Annotated in this window: 16 protein-coding genes; 6 read left to right on the forward strand and 10 right to left on the reverse strand. The window is 70.4% G+C overall.

Annotated features, from left to right (window positions below):
- Positions 1-34 precede the first annotated feature (34 nt).
- From ACZ4SA_RS11960 to ACZ4SA_RS11970, 3 genes are all read left to right on the forward strand, one after another.
- Positions 35-3,796 (forward strand): ABC transporter ATP-binding protein, encoded by a 3,762-nt coding sequence (locus ACZ4SA_RS11960; RefSeq protein ID WP_468272743.1) that lies wholly within the window; start codon positions 35-37, stop codon positions 3,794-3,796.
- 355 nt (positions 3,797-4,151) lie between these two features.
- Positions 4,152-4,499, forward strand: a complete 348-nt coding sequence (locus ACZ4SA_RS11965; protein ID WP_468272794.1) for a hypothetical protein — start codon at positions 4,152-4,154, stop codon at positions 4,497-4,499.
- Between the two features lie 88 nt (positions 4,500-4,587).
- Positions 4,588-6,087 (forward strand): S28 family serine protease, encoded by a 1,500-nt coding sequence (locus tag ACZ4SA_RS11970; protein ID WP_468272745.1) that lies wholly within the window; start codon positions 4,588-4,590, stop codon positions 6,085-6,087.
- An 84-nt stretch (positions 6,088-6,171) separates the two neighbouring features.
- On the opposite strand, the gene ACZ4SA_RS11975 is transcribed toward ACZ4SA_RS11970, so the two are convergent.
- The 7 genes from ACZ4SA_RS11975 to ACZ4SA_RS12005 form a co-directional block, all read right to left on the reverse strand.
- A complete protein-coding gene (locus tag ACZ4SA_RS11975) occupies positions 6,172-7,992 on the reverse strand; it encodes a glycoside hydrolase family 3 protein (protein WP_468272748.1) in 1,821 nt (606 codons plus the stop codon).
- Between the two features lie 145 nt (positions 7,993-8,137).
- Positions 8,138-9,049: a LysR family transcriptional regulator gene (locus ACZ4SA_RS11980; protein ID WP_468272750.1), complete on the reverse strand. Its 912-nt coding sequence runs from the start codon at positions 9,047-9,049 to the stop codon at positions 8,138-8,140.
- A gap of 287 nt (positions 9,050-9,336) precedes the next feature.
- Positions 9,337-10,113: a sugar phosphate isomerase/epimerase family protein gene (locus ACZ4SA_RS11985; RefSeq protein WP_468272753.1), complete on the reverse strand. Its 777-nt coding sequence runs from the start codon at positions 10,111-10,113 to the stop codon at positions 9,337-9,339.
- Entirely contained in the window at positions 10,110-11,045 is a 936-nt protein-coding gene (locus tag ACZ4SA_RS11990; protein ID WP_468272755.1) for a bifunctional helix-turn-helix transcriptional regulator/GNAT family N-acetyltransferase, read from the reverse strand. The genes ACZ4SA_RS11985 and ACZ4SA_RS11990 overlap by 4 nt, the downstream gene beginning before the upstream one ends.
- 48 nt (positions 11,046-11,093) lie before the next feature.
- A complete protein-coding gene (locus ACZ4SA_RS11995; RefSeq protein ID WP_468272757.1) occupies positions 11,094-12,422 on the reverse strand; it encodes an ion channel protein in 1,329 nt (442 codons plus the stop codon).
- A 70-nt stretch (positions 12,423-12,492) separates the two neighbouring features.
- Positions 12,493-12,921: a DUF7144 family membrane protein gene (locus tag ACZ4SA_RS12000; RefSeq protein ID WP_468272760.1), complete on the reverse strand. Its 429-nt coding sequence runs from the start codon at positions 12,919-12,921 to the stop codon at positions 12,493-12,495.
- Between the two features lie 620 nt (positions 12,922-13,541).
- Positions 13,542-14,615, reverse strand: a complete 1,074-nt coding sequence (locus ACZ4SA_RS12005) for a LacI family DNA-binding transcriptional regulator (RefSeq protein WP_468272763.1) — start codon at positions 14,613-14,615, stop codon at positions 13,542-13,544.
- A 139-nt stretch (positions 14,616-14,754) separates the two neighbouring features.
- Between ACZ4SA_RS12005 and ACZ4SA_RS12010 the strand changes: the two genes are divergently transcribed.
- From ACZ4SA_RS12010 to ACZ4SA_RS12020, 3 genes are read left to right on the forward strand one after another with little or no spacing between them, the layout of a single operon-like run.
- Complete coding sequence (locus ACZ4SA_RS12010) at positions 14,755-15,906, forward strand: Gfo/Idh/MocA family protein (RefSeq protein WP_468272766.1); 1,152 nt, start codon at positions 14,755-14,757, stop codon at positions 15,904-15,906.
- Positions 15,903-17,069, forward strand: a complete 1,167-nt coding sequence (locus tag ACZ4SA_RS12015; protein ID WP_468272770.1) for a dihydrodipicolinate synthase family protein — start codon at positions 15,903-15,905, stop codon at positions 17,067-17,069. Before ACZ4SA_RS12010 ends, ACZ4SA_RS12015 begins: the two co-directional genes overlap by 4 nt.
- Positions 17,070-17,101: 32 nt before the next feature.
- A complete protein-coding gene (locus ACZ4SA_RS12020; protein WP_468272797.1) occupies positions 17,102-17,899 on the forward strand; it encodes a sugar phosphate isomerase/epimerase family protein in 798 nt (265 codons plus the stop codon).
- A 171-nt stretch (positions 17,900-18,070) separates the two neighbouring features.
- On the opposite strand, the gene ACZ4SA_RS12025 is transcribed toward ACZ4SA_RS12020, so the two are convergent.
- From ACZ4SA_RS12025 to ACZ4SA_RS12035, 3 genes are all read right to left on the reverse strand, one after another.
- Positions 18,071-18,517 (reverse strand): contact-dependent growth inhibition system immunity protein, encoded by a 447-nt coding sequence (locus ACZ4SA_RS12025; protein ID WP_468272772.1) that lies wholly within the window; start codon positions 18,515-18,517, stop codon positions 18,071-18,073.
- Between the two features lie 100 nt (positions 18,518-18,617).
- A complete protein-coding gene (locus ACZ4SA_RS12030) occupies positions 18,618-18,968 on the reverse strand; it encodes a hypothetical protein (protein ID WP_468272774.1) in 351 nt (116 codons plus the stop codon).
- Between the two features lie 6 nt (positions 18,969-18,974).
- Positions 18,975-19,697 carry an RHS repeat-associated core domain-containing protein gene (locus ACZ4SA_RS12035; protein ID WP_468272777.1) on the reverse strand — a complete coding sequence of 241 codons (723 nt, stop codon included), beginning with the start codon at positions 19,695-19,697 and terminating at the stop codon, positions 18,975-18,977.
- Positions 19,698-19,951 lie beyond the last annotated feature (254 nt).

Genomic DNA, 19,951 nt, shown 5'->3' on the forward strand with positions numbered 1-19,951 from the left:
GAGAGCCGGGGCAGAATCAACGGGGAGGCATCGCGTGGAGGCGGCACCAGCAGCGCAAGGATGGGCGCGGCGGCTGTCCGGGTACGCCTGGCGGTACCGGCGGAATGTCGTGCTCGCGCTCGGGTCGTCGCTGGGCGGCATGGCCGTCATGGCGCTCGTGCCGCTGATCACCAAGGTCGTCATCGACGATGTCATCGGCACGAAGACGCGGTCGCTCTCCACCTGGACCGGGCTGCTGATCGCGGCCGCCGTGGCCGTGTACGTGCTGACGTACATCCGCCGCTACTACGGCGGGCGTCTCGCCCTCGATGTGCAGCACGATCTGCGGACCGATATGTACGCGACGATCAGCCGGCTCGACGGGCGGCGGCAGGACGAGCTGTCCACCGGGCAGGTCGTCGGGCGCGCCACCAGCGATCTGCAGCTGATCCAGGGGCTGCTCTTCATGCTCCCGATGACCATCGGCAACTTTCTGCTGTTCGGCATCTCCCTCGGCGTCATGGCGTGGCTGTCACTGCCTCTGACCCTGATCGCGCTCGCCGTCGCCCCCGCCCTGTGGGTCATCGCCAGGCGCAGCCGCACCCGGCTGCACCCCGCCACCTGGTACGCGCAGAGTCAGGCCGCGGCCGTCGCCGGGGTCGTCGACGGGGCGGTCAGCGGTGTGCGGGTCGTGAAGGGCTTCGGGCAGGAGGAGCAGGAGACCGGCAAGCTCCGCGAGGTGAGCAGGAAGCTCTTCGCGGGCCGGTTGCGGACGATCAAGTTCAATGCCCGGTACACGCCCGCCCTGCAGGCCGTCCCCGCGCTGGGGCAGGTGGCCATGCTCGCGCTGGGCGGCTGGCTGGCGACGAAGGGCGAGATCACGCTCGGTACGTTCGTCGCGTTCTCCACGTATCTCGCGCAGCTCGTCGGCCCGGTCCGGATGCTCGCCATGGTGCTGACCGTCGGGCAACAGGCCAGGGCCGGCGTGGAGCGGGTCCTTGACCTCATCGACACAGAGCCGACGATCAAGGACGGGACGAAGGAACTGCCGGCGGATGCCCCGGCCACGGTCGAGTTCGACGACGTGAGCTTCCAGTACGCGGACGGCAAGCCGGTCCTCGACGGCTTCTCGCTGGAGATCGCTGCCGGTGAGACCGTCGCCGTCGTCGGCGCGTCCGGCAGCGGCAAGTCCACCGTTTCGCTGCTGCTGCCCCGCTTCTACGACGCCACTCGCGGGGCCGTCCTGGTCGGCGGCCACGATGTGCGGGAGCTGACCTTCGACTCGCTGAGGTCCGCGATCGGACTCGTACCTGAGGACAGCTTCCTGTTCTCGGACACTGTGCGCGCCAATATCGCGTTCGGGTATCCCGAGGCGAGTGACGAGGAGATCGATAAGGCGGCCCGCGCCGCCCAGGCGGACCGTTTCATCGCAGAGCTGCCCGACGGCTACGGCACGAAGGTCGGCGAGCACGGCCTCACCCTCTCCGGCGGCCAGCGCCAGCGCGTCGCGCTCGCCCGGGCCATCCTCGCCGACCCCCGGCTGCTGCTCCTCGACGACGCCACCTCCGCCGTCGACGCCCGCGTCGAGCACGAGATCCACGAGGCTCTCAAGCACGTGATGGCGGGCCGTACGACGCTGCTCATCGCCCACCGGCGCTCGACCCTCAACCTCGCCGACCGCATCGCCGTCCTCGACGGCGGGCGGCTCGCCGACATCGGCACGCACGAGGAGCTGGAGCAGCGCTCCGCCCTGTACCGGCGGCTGTTGACAGACCCGGACGAGCTGGGCGGCGTCTCGCCCGGCCACGTCCTGCAGCAGGCGGTGCGCGAGCCGGTCGAGGACCGCACCGTACGGGACGAGCTGGACGCCGAGTTCGACGTCGAGCGTGGCATCACCCCTCACCTGTGGGTGCGCGACGAGCACGCAGAGGAGGCCAAGGAGGAGCCCGGCGCCACACCCGAACTGCTCGCGCAGGTCGAGGCGCTGCCCCCGGCGACCGGCACCCCCGACATCGACGAGGCACGGGCCACGCGCCCCGAACCCGCCACGGAGCGCGCGGGCGAGGGCGGCCGGCTTCGGGCCGTGCTGAGCGGCTTCGGGCTGCCGCTGCTGGTCAGCCTGGCGCTGGTGGCGGTCGACGCGGGCATGGGCCTGCTGCTGCCCGTACTGATCCGGCACGGTATCGACGAGGGCGTCGAGCAGGCGGCGCTCGGCGCCGTGTGGGCGGCCTCGCTGCTCGCGCTGGTGACCGTGGTCGTGCAGTGGATTGCGCAGACCGGCGAGATCCGGATGACCGGCCGTACCGGCGAGCGTGTCCTGTACTCGCTGCGGCTGAAGATCTTCGCGCAGCTCCAGCGGCTCGGCCTCGACTACTACGAGCGCGAGCTGACCGGCCGGATCATGACCCGGATGACGACGGACGTCGACGCGCTGTCCACGTTCCTGCAGACCGGCCTCGTCACCGCGTTCGTCTCCGTGGTCACGTTCCTCGGCATCATGGTCGCCCTGCTCGTCATCGACGTGCAGCTGGCGCTCGTGGTCTTCGCGACACTGCCCGTCCTGATCCTGGGCACGTACTTCTTCCGCAAGCAGAGCGTGAAGGCGTACGAGCTGGCCCGCGACCGGATCAGCGTCGTCAACGCCGACCTCCAGGAGTCGGTCTCCGGGCTGCGGATCGTGCAGGCGTTCCGCCGCGAGCGCGACGGTCTGCGCAACTTCTCCTCCCGCAGCGACAGATACCGCGAGGCCCGGGTGCGCGGCCAGTGGCTGATCTCGGTCTACTTCCCCTTCGTGCAGCTGCTGTCGTCGGTGGCCGCGGCCGCCGTGCTGATCGTGGGCGGGGCGAGGGTCGAGGCGGGCACGCTGACCACCGGCGCGCTCGTGGCCTACCTGCTCTACATCGATCTGTTCTTCGCGCCCGTGCAGCAGCTCTCCCAGGTCTTCGACGGCTACCAGCAGGCGGCTGTCTCGCTGCGCCGCGTGCAGGAACTGCTGCGGGAGCCGACCTCGACGGCCCCGGCGCGTGAGCCGCACGAGGTGAGCGCTCTAGCCGGGGAGATCGCCTTCGAGGACGTGTCGTTCGCGTACGGCGACGACGAGGAGGCCCTGACCGGTGTCGACCTGCGGATCCCGGCGGGACAGACCGTCGCGTTCGTCGGCGAGACCGGCGCCGGCAAGTCGACTCTGGTGAAGCTGGTGGCGCGGTTCTACGACCCGACGAGCGGCCGGGTCACCGTGGACGGACGGGACCTGCGGGATCTGGACCTCACCGCCTACCGGCACCGCCTCGGGGTCGTCCCCCAGGAGGCGTACCTGTTCGTCGGCACGGTCCGCGACGCCATCGCCTACGGCCGCCCCGGCGCGAGCGACGCCGAGGTGGAGGCCGCAGCCCGTGCCGTCGGCGCACACGAAATGATCGCCACGCTCGACGGCGGCTACCTCCACGAGGTCTCCGAACGCGGACGCAACCTTTCCGCCGGCCAGCGCCAGCTGATCGCCCTGGCCCGTGCCGAACTCGTCGACCCGGACGTGCTGCTGCTCGACGAGGCGACCGCTTCCCTGGACCTGGCCACGGAGGCACAGGTCAACCAGGCGACGGACCGGCTGACCGGCCGGCGCACCACCCTGGTGGTCGCCCACCGCCTCACCACCGCGGCCCGCGCCGACCGGGTGGTCGTGATGGACCAGGGGCGCGTCGCGGAGGACGGCACACACGACGAACTGCTCGCCCGGGACGGCCGGTACGCCGCGCTGTGGCGCACGTTCGTCGGGGAGGGCATAGAGGGCCTGGGGGAGGACGAGCCCGCGGCCGTGTGACGGCCGCCGGGCGGCGTGCAAAGGCCTCCACGGGCGGCAACCTGGCCGCAGCCGGGGACAACCTGCCCTCCAGCGGCTCCGGTTCGGCGCTTCCTCTCGCAGATGCCGCGGCCGCGGCATCTGCTGTGGTCGCGGGCGCGCCGGCGCCGTCGCGGTGCGTCGCCGCCGGGCGGCAAGCCGGTGGCAGGTGGGAGCGGAGGGGCAGCAGGGGCCGCAACCATGCACGCCCCGTATGCGTCGTACGCGTGTACGGGGCGTACGCATGTGTGCGAGGCAGTGGGGAGCAGGCGTGTTCGAAGTGGTGGGGAACAAGGGCACAGGACGGCCCGCGCGGTTGGCGAGGCGCCTGCTGGTCATGGTCATGACGGCCGCGGTGCTCACCGTCGCCGGCCCGGCGGTCGGCGGTGCGGAGGCCGCCGCCCCCTGCCCCGGGCGGCTGGTGAAGAAGCTCGCCTTCTCCACCGGCGAACTGCGCGTCTACAAGCAGGGCAACTCCGTCTGTGCCGTCACCCTCGCCAAACGCCCCGGCGCCAGGCGCTCCATGTCCGTCTCGCTCCAGCCCCGCGGCGGCTGGGCGGAGACGGACAGCGGGCGGTTCACCCGGCAGGCTGGGCCCGTCACGGTGCACGCCCGCAACCGCTGTGTGCGCGCCTCGGGTTCGGTCTCGGGCACCTCGCGGGCCACCGGGTGGATTCTGTGCTGATGCGCCCCTGAGTCCCAACCGGGTCTGGCGGGGCCGGTGTTACCACCGCTAGGTTCACCGCGACCGCTTGAGATCAAGGGGAGGGTGAATGCGCAAGGCGCTCAGATGGCTGCTGTCGCTCGCGGTGCTCATAGGCACGGTGAGCGCAGCCGGCGCGACGGCCGAGGCGGCTACCGCCGCCGGACCGGAGACCGGCACGGACATCGCCACGCACGTCGGTTCGGTCTCCAGCACGGACTCCGGTTCCGACTCCGCTACGGGCACGGACATCAAGGACCGGGTCCTGTCGATCCCGGGAATGAGCCTCATCGAGGAGAAGCCCTACCCGGGTTACCGGTTCTTCGTCCTCAACTACACACAGCCGGTCGACCACCGGCACCCCTGGCGCGGCACGTTCCAGCAGCGGATCACCCTGCTGCACAAGGACACGGCCCGTCCCACCGTCTTCTTCACCTCCGGCTACAACGTGTCCACCACGCCCCGCCGCAGTGAGCCGACGGCCATCGTCGACGGCAACCAGGTCTCCCTGGAGTACCGCTTCTTCACGCCGTCGCGGCCCGCGCCCGCCGACTGGTCCAAGCTGGACATCCGGCAGGCCGCCGCCGACCAGCACCGGGTCTTCAAGGCGCTGAAGAAGATCTACACGAGGAAGTGGATCGCGACCGGCGGCTCCAAGGGCGGCATGACCGCCACCTACTACGAGCGGTTCCACCCGCGCGACATGGACGGCGTCGTCGCCTACGTCGCGCCGAACGACGTCGTGAACAACGAGGACCGGGCGTACGACCGCTTCCTTGCGAACGTCGGCACCGCCGAGTGCCGCGCCAAGCTGAACGCGGTCCAGCGCGAGGCGCTCGTGCGGCGTGAGCCGCTGACGGCGCTCTTCGAGAAGTACGCGGCGGACGGCGGCTACACCTTCGACACCGTCGGCAGCATGGACAAGGCGTACGAGGCCGTCGTCCTCGACTTCGTCTGGGCGTTCTGGCAGTACAGCCTCCTCTCCGACTGCGACGCGATCCCGGCCGCGGCCACCGCGTCCGACCAGGAGATCTTCGACACGGTCGATGCCATCTCCGGCTTCTCCGCCTACGCCGACCAGGGGCTTTCCACCTACACGCCGTACTACTACCAGGCGGGCACCGAGCTCGGCTCGCCGGACATCCGGCAGCCCCACCTGGACGGCCTGAGCCGCTACGGATACCAGCCCCCGCGCAACTTCGTACCGCGCGACATCCCGATGCGCTTCAAGCCGCAGGCGATGAGGGACGTCGACAGCTGGGTGCGGCGCAACGCCGACCAAATGATGTTCGTCTACGGCCAGAACGACCCGTGGGGCGCCGAACCGTTCCGGGTCGGCAAGGGCACCCGCGACAGCCACGTCTTCACCGCGCCCGGCGCCAACCACGGCGCGAACGTCGCCGGCCTGGTGGCGGACGAGAAGGCCGAGGCGACCGCCGCGATCCTGCGCTGGGCGGGCGTCGCCCCGGCCGCGGTCCAGGAGGACCCGGCGAAGGCCAGGCCGCTGGCGAAGGCCGACGCGAAGCTCGACAAGCGCGACCTGGAGCGCGAGCCGCTGCTGCGTCCGTAGTCGCCGCTCACCGCTCGGCTCAGGGGCCGTGTCCGCCGTTCGTACCAACGGCGGACACGGCCCCTTCGACCGCTACCGAATCCGCTACCGGTACGACAGCCCGTGGCCGATCGGGAACAGCACCTGTGACGGGTCGTCCGCCCGCTGCACCGGCACCGGCAGGTGCCCCCGCGGCTCCGCCCTGCCCGCGATCACCCGGGCGGCGGCGCGCAGTTCGACGTCCGTCCACGCGTAGCTCGCCACCGCCGCCGCGACCCCGTCCAGCCGGGCGATGTCGTACGGGTTGCGGATGGCGAGCGCCACCACCGGGACGCCGGTCGCCACCAGCGCCGCGACGAGCGTGCGTTGCGAGCTGGTCGCGGTGACGTTGTACGTGCCGACGACGACCACGTCCTTGCCCTCCGCCGCCGCCACCGCCTCCGCGATCCCGGCGCTGTTCGGCGCGGTCCCGGTCGACAGCGCGGTCGTCCGGAAGCCCAACTCGCCCAGCGCGCACGCCAGTACGGAAGTCGGCGGACCGGTCGTACCGCTGGGTGATGCCGGGTCCGCGCCCACCACCAGGACCTCGCGGTGGCTGCGGCGGCTCAGTGGCAGCAGCCCGTCCGGGTTGGCGAGCAGCGTCGTCGTCTGCTCGGCGATCCGGTCGGCCGCGGCGAGATGCGCGGGGGTGCCGACGGTGCGGTCCACTCCCCGGTGCGAGACGAACGGGTCACGGAACAGGCCGAGTTTCTCCTTGAGCAGCAGGATGCGCAGGATCGATTCCTCGATACGCGCCACGCTCAGCTCGCCGTTCTTGACCGCTTCGAGCACCGCGTTCCACGCGACCGGCAGGTCCGGCGGATTGAGCAGCTGGTCCACACCCGCGAGCAGCGCGAGCACGGGGACACGGTGGTCGCCGTACTTGTCCCGTACGCCCTGCATGTTGAGCGCGTCGGTGACCACCACGCCGTCGTAGCCCAGCTCCTCGCGCAGGATGCCGGTGAGGATCGGGCGGGACAGCGTCGCCGGGTCGTCGCTCGGGTCCAGGGCGGGGAACTGGATGTGCGCCGTCATGATCGAGTCGATGCCGGCGGCGATCGCGGCCATGAACGGCGGTGCGTCGATCTCCTCCCACTCCTGGCGGGTGTGGGTGATGACCGGGATGCCGGTGTGGCTGTCGACGGTGGTGTCGCCGTGCCCGGGGAAGTGCTTGGACGTCGCCGCGATGCCGGCGCGTCGGTAGCCCTTGACCTGGGCGGCGACCAGTCCCGCGACCGCTGCCGGGTCCGCGCCGAAGGACCGTACGCCGATGACCGGGTTGGCGGGATCGACGTTCACGTCGGCGACGGGGGCGTAGTTCTGGACGATGCCCATGGCGGCGAGCTCGCTGCCCGCGATCTGCGCGGCCTTGCGGGCGGACGCCGTGGAGCCGCCCGCGCCGAGCGCCATCGCGCCCGGCATGAGCGTGGCCGGCTTGCCGACGCGGGCGACGATGCCGTGTTCCTGGTCGGTGGAGATCAGCAGCGGCACGGGAGTGGGCTGGGCGAGCCCGGCCCGCTGGATGCCGTTGGACAGGCCGGCGATCTGGTGCGGTTCGCGGGTGTTGTGCGCCCAGGCGAAGTAGATGATGCCGCCGACGTGGTACTCGGCGACGAGCTCCGCGGCGTTGCGCACGCCCATCTCTTCGAGGTTCAGGTCGACGTCGGCCTGGTCGGGATCGGTGGCGGAGTGCCCGTAGACCCGCATCACGAAGAGCTGGCCGACCTTCTCCTCGAGGCTCATCCTCGAGATGAGCCGTTCGAGCCGGGCCCGTGTGCCGCGGGAGGCGGCGGGCGCGGCGAGGGCGGGCGCCGCACTGGCGACTGCGCCCGCGGCGACGGCGGCCGCGGTGAGAAGGGTGCGTCTGGAGAGGTTCCGGTCGTGCACGTGGTGCTCCTTCCGGCCTTGCTCGACAGGGGAGTTGCACAAGGGAGTTGAAGGAAACTTCCAAGGGGACACGGATATCCGGAAAGTAACTGCCAGGTCAAGGCTCCGCGCACAAACATCACCGGACCGGCGGGGCGGGCCCGCGTCAGGTGCCGGCGGAGATGTCCGGCCACTGCCTCTGCAGGGTCCGTACGGTTTCCGTGATCGCCGGTCGCCTCGCCGCGCCCGCACGCCACAGGGCGTGCAGCCGGCGCGTCGGCACCGGCGCCAGCCGAACGGCCACGACCTGCGGCGGCAGCTGCCCCCGGCCCAGCCGCGGGACCAGGGCCACGCCGAGTCCGGCGGCCACGAGGGCCACCTGGGTGTGGTTCTCCTCGGCCTGATGGGCGATCAGCGGCTCGCAGCCCGCCGCGCGCAGCGTGCGCAGCAGCCAGTCGTGGCAGACCGTGCCCGGCGGCTGGGTGATCCAGCGCTCGTCCTTGAGGTCCTCGCGGCGTACGGACTCCGCGGCGGCCAGCGCATGGCCGGCAGGCACCAGTACGTCGCACATGTCGTCGCCGACGACGGCCTGCTCGACCCCGGGCGGGGTCGGCAGCGGGGCGATGTCCCAGTCGTGCGCCACCGCCAGGTCGATCGCACCGCGGGCGACGAGATCGACGGACAGGTGCGGGTCCACCTCGTGGAGGCGCGCGTCCAGGGTGGGGTGCCGGCGGGCGAGGTCGGCGAGGACGTACGGCATCAGACCGCGCGCGGCGCTCGCGAAGCAGGCGATCGACAGCCGCCCCGTCGGCTCGCCGCGCCGCTCCTCGAGACGGACCTCTGCCTCCTCCACCAGCGACAGCAACTGCTGTGCGGTGTGCGCCAGTTGCCGTGCCTCGTCGGTCAGCCGGACGCCGCGGCCCTCGCGTTCCAGGAGCGTCGTGCGGGTCTCCCGCTCCAGTTTGGCGATCTGCTGAGAGACGGCGGACGGTGTGTAGCCGAGCGCGGACGCGGCGGCGCCGACCGTGCCGTGGACGGAGACGGCGTGCAGAGCGCGCAGCCGGCCGAGATCGAGCACGATCGCTCCTCTCCCTGCTTCATTCAGCAACGCTTCATCCAACCATCGAAGGAATCCGTGCTGGTGCTACATGGTCCCAGCGCGTGATGCCCGGCTGCTGCGACGGCACCCGGCGTCCTCGGTGGCGCCGTTCTCCCTCCGCCGGAGTCATCGGGTGATCGCCGTTGATCTGCCGGAATCCGGCGGCCACTTCGCGCTCGTACACAGCACCTCGTTCCTCGCCGGGTCGGTTCCATGCACGCCGGCCGCGGGACGCTTCGGCGCCCGCCGAACCGTCCCGGCGCCCGTCACATCAACGAGAGCAGGTGCTCCCGGCCGGCCGTCAGCAGGCCCGGCAGCTCCGGCGCCGTCGGGTGCCAGCGCTTCTCGTACTCCCAGCACACCCAGCCGCCCGGGTCCGCGAGCGCCAGGCACTCGGCGAGCGGCGCCACGCCCCGCCCCAGCGGCAGCGGGGCCAGATCGTCGCGCGATGCCACGTCCTTGACCTGGATGTATCCGAGGAAGGGGCTCAGTGCCGCGTGGGTCACCTCCGGGGCCTCCCCACCGAGCCACGGATGCAGCACGTCCCACAGCGCGCCGGCGTGCCTGTGGCCGACCAGCCCCAGGATGCGGGTGACGTCGGCACCGGTCCGGTGCGAGTCGTGCGTCTCGAGCAGGATCCGTACGCCGAGGTCGGCGGCCGTTTCCGCGGCCGCGCCCAGCCTGCGGGCGGCGATGGCGTCGGCCTCCTCCGGGGCGAGATCGCCGCCGCCCGGGAAGACACGGACGAACGGGGCGCCGAGGTCCTTCGCCAGCCGGCACAGGGCCTCCATCTCCTTGATCACGGGGCCGTCGTCGCCCGCCGCGGCGATGCGCGCGTACCCGGCGACGGTGAGGATCTCGACGCCCGCGCGCTGGAACTCCCGTACCGCCTCCGCCCGTTCGGTCGTGCCGATGCCGGGGTGTACCGGCTCCTCCGGGTGGGCGCGCAGCTCCACGCCCTGACAGCCGCTGTCGGCGGCGAGCCGCGCCACCTCCGTGAGCGGCCTGCCCGGCACGCCGAGGGTCGAGAAGGCGAACTTCATCGATCTGCTCCTTCCTGCAGTACCAGCCGCCAGTCCTGGCCGACCAGGTCCGCTCCGTACGAGCGGTGCGGCTTCTCGGCGACGAGCGTGAACCCGGCCCGCTGGTAGATCCGGCGGGCGCCGGCCAGTACGTCGTTCGTCCACAGCACCATGTCCCGGTACCCCGCCTCGCGCGCGAAATCCACGGTGGTGCGTACGAGCTTGTCGCCGAGGCCGTGCCCCCGGGCGTCCGGCTCGACCAGCAGCAGCCGCAGCCGTGCCGTGGCCGGGGCGTCGTCCCGTACGCACATCACCGAGCCCACCGGGCGCCCGTCCAGCTCGGCGATCCACACCCGCTCCAGACGGGGGTCGTGGTCCTGCGCGAAGTCCGCCACGATCCGGGCGACCAGACCCTCGAAGTCCGCACTCCACCCGTACTCGGCGGCATACAGCGCGCCGTGCCGCTGAACGATCCACCCCAGGTCACCGGGCCCGGGCTCGCGCAGGACGGCCTCGGCGCGGCCGGCCGGTGACGCGGCCGAGAGGATGTCGCGGACGGTGCGCAGAGCCTCTATGAGCTGCTCCCGCTCGGGCTCGGGCACACCGGCGACGAGCTCGCCGACGGCCTGCCGCGACCGCTCGTCGAGCATCGCGGCGGCCTGGCGCCCACGGTCGGTGAGCGTGATCCGCTGCCGCCGCGGATCACGCTCCGACGGTGCCCGCACGACCAGCCCGCCGCGCTCGAAACCGGTGAGCAGCCGGCTCAGATACCCGGCGTCGAGCGACAGCGCGGCCCGCAGGTCGGCGGCGTCGGTGCGGGGGCTGTGGGCCAGCTCGTACAGCACGCGCGACTCGGTGAGGGTGTACGGCGTGTACAGGTGCCTGCCGTAGTCGAGGGCACCGATGACGTTGGTGTAGAAGCGGTTGAAGGCGCGGATCTCTTGTATCGGCATGACGGCTCACCCGACCGGCGCGAAGCGTTTTCTTTGACTCAGTCAACGCTACGGGGCCGGGCGCCCGCCCGACAAGGAGCCCTGCGGCGGTGGCGTGCTCTTGATCAGCATCTCCGGGCGGCCCGTGACGACGAACCAGGCGGGCAGGGTCGCCACACACAGCAGCGGCAGCACATGGACGTCGGCGGCGAGAACGGCGGCCAGGAACAGACTCAGCCAGCCCTGCCGTGTGATGGCGAGGAGCACGCCGAGCACGGCCGCCGCGATCGCCACCGACATCGGCACGGACGCGACGAGGGAATGCGCGAACATGCCGAGGGCCACTCCGATGAACACGGCGGGGAAGATCCGCCCGCCCTGGAAGCCGCAGGAAGCGGCGACGACCAGGGCGGCCAGCTTCACCAGGGCGAGGAGCAGCAGATTGCCCGTGCTGTGCGCCTCGGGGTCGGCGGAGAGTTCCCTCATCTGCTCCAGGCCCTTGAAAAGGGTCAGTTGCCCGCCGAGCATGCCCAGCGCGCCGAGCACCAGACCGCCCGCGGTCAGCATGAGAACCGGGTGCCGAAGCCGGTGGAAGAGGCGGTGGACGTGGGGGAAGACGTACACGGCGGCAAGAGTGACGACGGCCGCGGCGGAGGCGATGACCATCGCGGACACCGCGTCGATCAGCTGCGGCCCGGAATAGTCACTCGTTTGCACGGTCAACGTGGGTGCCGCGACCAGCACGGTCGTCACGCTTCCTGCCCCGGCGGCGACCAGGGGCGCGAAGAGCCGGTCCCACAGGGGGCGCGGATCGGGCACGCCGGAGATTTCGGAGAGGATGAGCGCGGCCGCGACCGGCGTCCCGAACAGCGCGCCGACGGTGCCGGCGACGGCGAGCGAGACCCAGACGGCGCCGGGCGCGCGCGGCATGACCTTCATGCCCAGCGCGCAGGCGAGCGCGACGTTGATCGAGGTGATCGGGTTCTCGGGCCCCAGGCTCACCCCGCCCGCCAAGGTGACGACAGCGGCGAGCGCAACACTCGGCAGGATCCCCACCGGCAACGGCGGGTCGACCAGACCACGGGTGGCCGGGTCGGGACCTGTGTGGCCGGGGACCTTCCACACGATCAGGCCGGTGGCCAATCCGGCCGCCGTGAGCATTACCAGGGTCCAGCCGGCAGACGTGCCCGAGACACCGAGCCCGGCGGGCAACGTGCCCCACAGCCAGTGCTGGAGCCGCTCGGCGATCCAGCTGATGCCGAACAGGAGAAGGCTCGACCCGATGCCGATGACGAGCGCCGGGAGGACGAGCGGGAGCAGGGCGCGGGCCTGCGGGGGGATGATGCGATGCGGGTGCGACCCGGCCGCGGAAGGGCCGTCGGCTGCTTTGCGCGTCATGCTGCCTCCCGCGACGGTGAACCGGCTTCCTCCGCGCGCGGAGGAAGCCGGGGTCGGCCGGGCGCGGGGGTCAGGACGCGGACGTACGGCCGCGATCGGTGCACAGCGCCCAGATGACGAACACGGCGATCGCGATGGACACCAGCGCCCAGACCGGCTGGTACGGCAGCCAGATGAACTGCAGGACGATGATCAGCGCGGCGATCCCCACGCCGAGGCCCCGCGCCCAGGCGGCGCCCGAGAGGATGCCCCAGCCGGTGACGGCGACGATGATGCCGAAGATCAGGTGGATCCAGCCCCACGTGGTCAGGTTGAACTCGAAGACGTAGTCGCCGATGCGCGCGTAGACGTCGTCCTCCACCAGAGCGGCGATCCCGGTGAGGATGCCGAGGATGCCTTCCAGCAGCATCAGCACTCCGGCGAACGTCGTCCCCCCGGACGCCCAGGCACTTCCGCCGCCGTCGGCGGGTCGTCCGGTGCTGCGGGTGGCGTTGCTCATGCTCGTCCTCCGTACTCTGCGGGCAAGGACTCCAGCGTTTGCCCGGCCGGGCAGGACGGCGAGCGGGTGTGGGCCAGTCGGGTGGCATCGGGGTGCGCCCGCACGCGCATCTGTCGGGCCCCGGCGGACCGCAGGGCTGCGATCTCCGCGCGCGCGGACATCGGTTCGCGCCGCTCCGGCGGCCGCTCTGGTTCCGAATGACCTCGCTCCGGAGCGGCCTCGCGCTCTCAGGAGCACGCGCATGTCTCCGGGCCGCCCCGGCGCTCGGGCATCCCGGGCGGGCACGTGCCGGGCGCGTTCCACCCGGGACGTCTCACCGGGCGCGTGGAGCGTTCGGCTCCTTCGCGGCCGGGACGCGGCACCGGAACGGCGTCGCACGTCCCCGGGCGGGTCCCCACCTCCCGAGCCCGGGCACCCGCCACAGGGCGGCTCCGCCTCGGCGCCCCCGTCTCACCGCGTCACAGGCCACCGGTGCGGCGCCGCGCCCCTGCCACCCCGCGCGCGATGCCGCGTTCCCGCGCCCGCGCTCGCCGCGCGCGATGCCGTGCTCCCGCGCCCGCGCTCGCCGCGCGCGACGCCGCGCCCCTGGCGGCCCCGCGCTCACTGCGCACCCGCCACCGTCACCGCGCCCGCGGCGGGGCCGTCGAGCTCCGCGCCATCAGTTCGGCCGCGATCGTCGCGATGCCGCCCGGTGGCGGAGTCTCGTTGCCCATGGCAAGCCGGCCCGCACGGGCGCCTGCGTCGAACAGCGGCAGGCGGACCGTGGTCAGCGACGGGACCGCGTCCACCGAGAAGGGCAGGTCGTCGAAGCCCGCGACGGAGATGTCGTCGGGGATCCGCAGCCCCTGGTCCCGCAGCGCCGCGCACGCGCCCAGCGCGACGGTGTCGTTCGCGGCCACGATCGCCGTCAACCCAGGTTCCCTGCGCAGCAGTTCGCGCGTGGCGTCGTATCCGGAGCGGCGGTCGTACGGGCCGTGGACGGTGAGGTGTTCCTGCTCCGCGGCGTCCCCGCCCAGTCCGGCCGTGGTCAGCGCGGCCCGGTGGCCCTCGAGGCGGTGGCGGGTGGTGGTGCGTTCCACGGGGCCGGCGACGTATCCGATGCGGCGGTGGCCGAGCGTGATCAGGTGCTCGGTGAGCCGCCGCCCCCCGCCTCGGTTGTCGAACGCGAGCGCCGCGACGACCGCGTCGCTGCCGGCCAGCGGCGGGCGGCCGCACAGGACGACACGCGTCCCGGCGTCGGCGAGCTTCGCGAGCTTCGCGCTCATGGCCTCGACGTGGGCCGGGTCCTCCAGCGCGCCGCCGGTGAGGATCACGGCCGCGGCCCGCTGGCGCTGGAGCAGGGTGAGGTAGGTCAGTTCGCGTTCGGGCGAGCCGCCGGTGTTGCAGACGACGGCGAGCTTCTCGCCGCCGGCCCGCCCGGTGCCCTCCTGGCCGCCGATCTCGGTCTGCGCCGCCCCCGCCATGATCCCGAAGAACGGGTCGGCGATGTCGTTGACGAGGATCCCGACGAGGTCGGAGGTGGCGGCGGCGAGTGAGCTGGCCGGGCCGTTGAGTACGTAGTCGAGCTCGTCCACCGCGCGCAGTACCCGCTCCCGCGTCGATGCGGCGACCGGGTAGTTGCCGTTCAACACGCGGGAGACGGTTGCCGGGGACACCCGGGCGCGCGCCGCCACATCCGCCAGGGTGACTGTCATCGCTTTCCTCCGCAGGAGATGGTCCGGCCCCTTGTCCGGGCCGCTGTCGGCAGGCTAGCTTCATACCGTGTAGAAAGCGCTTGCTACGCTCATATCGGGGTAACTCGGGGGAAACCGAGATGAATGACGGAGGAACGTCGTGACACGCAGGACAGTGCGGATCGCCATGAACGGCGTCACAGGACGGATGGGCCACCGCCAGCATCTGGTGCGCTCGATCCTTGCGATCCGCGAAGGGGGCGGGCTGGACCTCGGGGGCGGCGAGGTGCTCTGGCCGGAGCCCGTGCTCGTCGGCCGGCGCGAACACGCGCTGCGCGACCTCGCCGAGCAGCACGGCCTGACCGAGATCTCGACCGACGTCGACGCCGTGCTCGCCGACCACACCGTCGACATCTACTTCGACGCGCAGGTCACCTCCGCCCGCGTGGAGGCCCTGAGGAAGGCCATCGCGGCGGGCAAGCACATCTACACCGAGAAGCCGACCGCCACCGACGCCGCGGGCGCCCTGGAGCTCGCCCGCCTCGCGCAGCGCAGGGGCATCAAGCACGGCGTCGTCCAGGACAAGATCTTCCTGCCAGGCCTGCTGAAGCTGAAACGCCTGATCGGCAGTGGCTTCTTCGGGGAAATCCTGTCCGTACGCGGTGAGTTCGGCTACTGGGTCTTCGAGGGGGACTGGCAGGAGGCGCAGCGCCCCAGCTGGAACTACCGCAGCGAGGACGGCGGCGGCATCGTCGTCGACATGTTCCCGCACTGGGAGTACGTGCTGCACGAGCTGTTCGGCCGAGTCACCTCCGTCAACGCCCATGTCGCCACGCACATCCCGCAGCGCTGGGACGAACAGGGCAAGCCGTACGCCGCGACCGCCGACGACGCTGCTTACGGCATCTTCCAGCTGGAGGGCGGCGCGATCGCCCAGATCAACTCCTCCTGGACGGTACGGGTCAACCGCGACGAGCTCGTCGAGTTCCAGGTCGACGGCACGCACGGCTCCGCGGTCGCCGGCCTGCGCAACTGCCGTGCCCAGCACCGCTCCGCCACACCCAGGCCGGTGTGGAACCCGGATCTGCCGGTCACCGAGTCGTTCCGCGACCAGTGGCAGGAGATCCCCGACAACGGCGAGTTCGACAACGGCTTCAAGGCCCAGTGGGAGCTGTTCCTGCGGCATGTCGCCCTCGACGAGCCGTACCACTGGGACCTGCTCGCGGGCGCGCGCGGCGTGCAGCTCGCCGAGCTGGGCCTGCGCTCGTCGGCGGAGGGCCGACGGCTGGACGTACCGGAGCTGACGCTGTGACGATCCGGCTCCCTCGAGCCGACGGCACCCTGTCGGCGTACGAACCGCGCACCGATCCCTTGCGGCTCACCCCGGGCGCGCCGCTCACCTCCCGTACGGTCTTCTCCGCCGCCCATGTGGTGGCCGACCCTTACGCGGACACCGACCCCGGCTCGGCCGCCGCCGTCGACTGGGACGCCACGCTCGCGTTCCGCCGCCACCTGTGGTCGCACGGGCTCGGCGTGGCGGAGGCCATGGACACGGCGCAGCGGGGGATGGGCCTCGACTGGGCGGGCGCGGCGGAGCTGACCCGGCGCTCGGCGGCGGAGGCGCGGTCGGTGGGCGGCACGATCGCCTGCGGAGTCGGCACGGACCAGCTGACGGGCCCGGCGACGCTCGAGGAGGTCCGCGCGGCCTACGAGGAACAGCTCGCCCTCGTCGAATCCACCGGTGCCGGGGCGATCCTGATGGCCTCCCGAGCGCTGACCGCGGCAGCGACCTCGGCGGACGACTACCTCGCGGTCTACGGGCACCTGCTGCGCCAGGCCTCGGAGCCGGTGATCCTGCACTGGCTCGGGCCGATGTTCGACCCGGCGCTGGAGGGCTACTGGGGCAGCGCCGACCCCGACACCGCCACGGAGACCTTCCTGGAGGTCATCGCCGCCCACCCCGACAAGGTCGACGGCATCAAGGTCTCCCTGCTGGACGCCCAGCGTGAGGTCGACCTGCGCCGGCGCCTGCCGCAGGGTGTGCGCTGCTACACGGGCGACGACTTCAACTACCCCGAACTGATCGCCGGCGAGGAGCCGACGGCGGGAGGACGCTTCAGCCACGCGCTGCTCGGCATCTTCGACCCGCTGGGGCCGCTGGCGGCGGAGGCGGTACGGGTGCTGGACACCGGGGACGTGGACGGCTTCCGCAAGCTCCTCGACCCCACGGTCGACCTCTCCCGCCACCTCTTCCAGCGGCCCACGCGCTTCTACAAGACGGGCGTGGTGTTCCTGGCGTGGCTGGCGGGCCACCAGTCGCACTTCACGATGGTCGGCGGCCTCCAGTCCGCTCGCTCGCTGCCGCATCTGGCGCGGGCGTACGAACTGGCGGACGGGCTCGGCCTGTTCCCGGACCCGGCCGAGGCGGAGAGCCGTATGAAGTCCCTGCTCCGCGTCTATGGAGTCGCGCAGTGAACGATCCTCTCTCCCGCTTCAGCATCAACCAGATGACGGTCAAACAGCTGACCCTGCCCGAGCTGACGGAGGCCTGTGTCCGGCTCGGCGTCCCGGCCGTCGGTCTGTGGCGCGAACCGGTCGCCGCGTACGGGCTCGAGGCCGCGGCCAAACTCGTACGGGACGCGGGCCTCGCGGTCACGACCCTGTGCCGCGGCGGCTTCCTCACGGCCCTGGACTCCGCGGAACGCGACACCGCCCTGGACGACAACCGCGCGGCGATCGACGAGGCGGCAACGCTGGGCACGGACACCCTGGTGCTCGTCTCCGGAGGCCTCCCGGAAGGAAGCCGCGACCTGGCCGCGGCGCGGGAACGCATCGCGGACGCGCTCGCGGCCCTCGCGCCGTACGCGGGGGAGCGGGGCGTACGACTGGCGATCGAACCGCTGCACCCGATGTACGCGGCGGACCGCTGCGTCGTCTCCACCCTGACCCAGGCGCTCGACCTCGCGGAACGCTTCCCGGCGTCGCAGGTGGGCGTGGTCGTGGACACATACCACATCTGGTGGGACGACCGGGCCCCCGCCGAGATCGCCCGCGCGGGCGCTCAGGGCCGCATCCACTCCTTCCAACTGGCCGACTGGACGACACCGTTGCCCGCCGGCGTGCTCAACGGCCGCGGCCAGCTCGGCGACGGCGCGATCGACCTGCGCGCGTGGCGCGAGCGCGTCGAGGCGACGGGCTGGACGGGCTTCATCGAGGTGGAGCTGTTCAACGACGGGCTGTGGGCGCGGGACGGGGTGGAGGTGCTGGAGGAGACGGCGGGGAGGTTCGCGGACGAGGTGTTCTGAAGAGCGCGCTGAACGCGTACCTCGTATGCCAGCCCGGCGCGAGCAGCCGGTCTCCAAGAAGGCTCGCTGTGCAGCCAACCGCTGCCCAGGTCTCCCACGGAGGCTCGGGGGAAGTGAGCCGGGGCGAATTGGCCAACCGCCGCACCCTCTGTGCGTTGACCGTTCTGCCAATCAAAGGTCTCGAGCACTCTCAAGGAACTGATCGACATCCGCCTGAACGTACGGCGAGAGACCGACGAGTTGGGGGAGAATGACCTTTATTTCGGCAACCCACTGTGGATATGTCCGCCAGACTGCGGAGGAGCGTGTCAAGACAGCAGATAGCAAATCGTCATCGTAAAATCCGCAGACGGCTTGCTCCGATGCCGAATCCCGCAAAATTTCGAGGGCCATAGGCATCAGCCACGGAAGGCCGACATCCTGTCCGATCATCCTGCTCATCTCATACGCATTGAGCTCGCGGATCGGACGTTTCCTCAAGGCATGGACAGTCCGCACCAGCCCCGTGGAACCAGTCGGCGGCTCCGGCCACTCATCTCCCTCCAGGGACTCGATAGAGAGAGTGCGGTCGAAATCTTGCCCCATGGAAGAGCCCTTTGCTGTCGGTTCGAAGTTCAACGATGCCCGATAGAGTGCAGGAAACCGTTCAGGCTGTTCAACAGTCTGCTCACTTCGCCGTGCTTGGCCAACAAAGCGTCCAGGGTTGATCTCGACTCGCTTACCTGAACAGGACCTCGTCCTCGAGGTTGAGGGAAGGGAAGACCCGCAGGCGCATGCAACCTTCCAATGACTCCGTCGAGAAGTCAGTCACCAGGAATACATTCTGCCCTTCTGTGGAGATCCTGAGTCGGCACGCCCCCTCTCTGAAGATGCCGATCTTGGAATCTTTCGTCACCGCCCAGTGAAAGCTGATCGATCTCCCGATAGGGTTAAAGCTGAACATAACCTCTTCGCCGGTGACTTCAGTCAGGTTGATCTCCACGGTGTCGTGATCGACTAGTATTGGTGACACCCCGAGATTTTCGACAAATTCTTGGATGTCTGGAACAGAAAAAGGCTCGTTTGTCATCCTCTACTAGCTCCCACCCTTGAATATGGCAGTTGTGAATCGAAGGCTACCATCCTCCATGATCTGCCACGTGCTTTCAACCTGACGCATTCCGAATCTTCCCTGTATTACCGAGTGCACCTCGCCGTACTCTCCCCACTGGTTACTGAATGTTCGGCTAAATCCAAGACTTGTCGCCTCTTTTAGATGGTCTGAAACGTATTGTCGTGAGGCAGGGGTGTCGTCAAACCCTATGCGCCGCAACTGCTCGGCGTTCTGCACCGCACGAGGGGTATTGTGATTGTCCTTTTTGATGTCTCTGTTGAAGAGGTAGTCGAGCTTCCGGTCATCAACATGGGGGCAAGGGGCCAGCCCGAGAGGGTCGGCCAGTATATGCGGGTTGTTTACATAGGTTATGGGATTTGGTGCTGGAGTGAGATTAAGGGGATCTCGAGACAGGTAGCGGGCTGTGTCAGGTTCGTAGAAGCGGTAGAAGTTATAGTGAAGCCCTGATTCGAAGTCACAGTATTGTCCGGGGAAGCGAAGTGGTGTGTATGCCTGGCTGTTCCTCGCCCAAGAGGTCGATCCCCAAAGCGAGATGTGCGAACGCCAGGCCACGTTGCCGGTTTCATCGATAAGTTCATTTGGTGTTCCGACCAGATCGGTGATAATTGTGAAGAAGCGCTGATCTGCAGCTTCTTGTGATGTGTCGCGCGTTAGGATGCGTTCCGTTTGGGCGACAGGCTGCAAATCATTGTGGTCCCACGTGAGGACGACCGGCTTGGGGAGTTCTTGATTCTCAGTTGTCTCTTCACAGAGAGTGGTGCCATCCCAAGTCAGGGTGATTGCAAAGTCTGAGGTTCTGGGGGCGGTGCTGGTCAGCTGAGTCCGAGGAGGGCCAGTGGCCGTTCGAAAGGGCGGAGAGACATCTCGCGGAGTGCGGCGGCGATGTTGGTGTGGCCGGCAGCACGGAGCTGGTTGATCGCGAAGCTGCGGAGGGTCGC

The organism is Streptomyces sp. NPDC027962 (assembly GCF_055566095.1).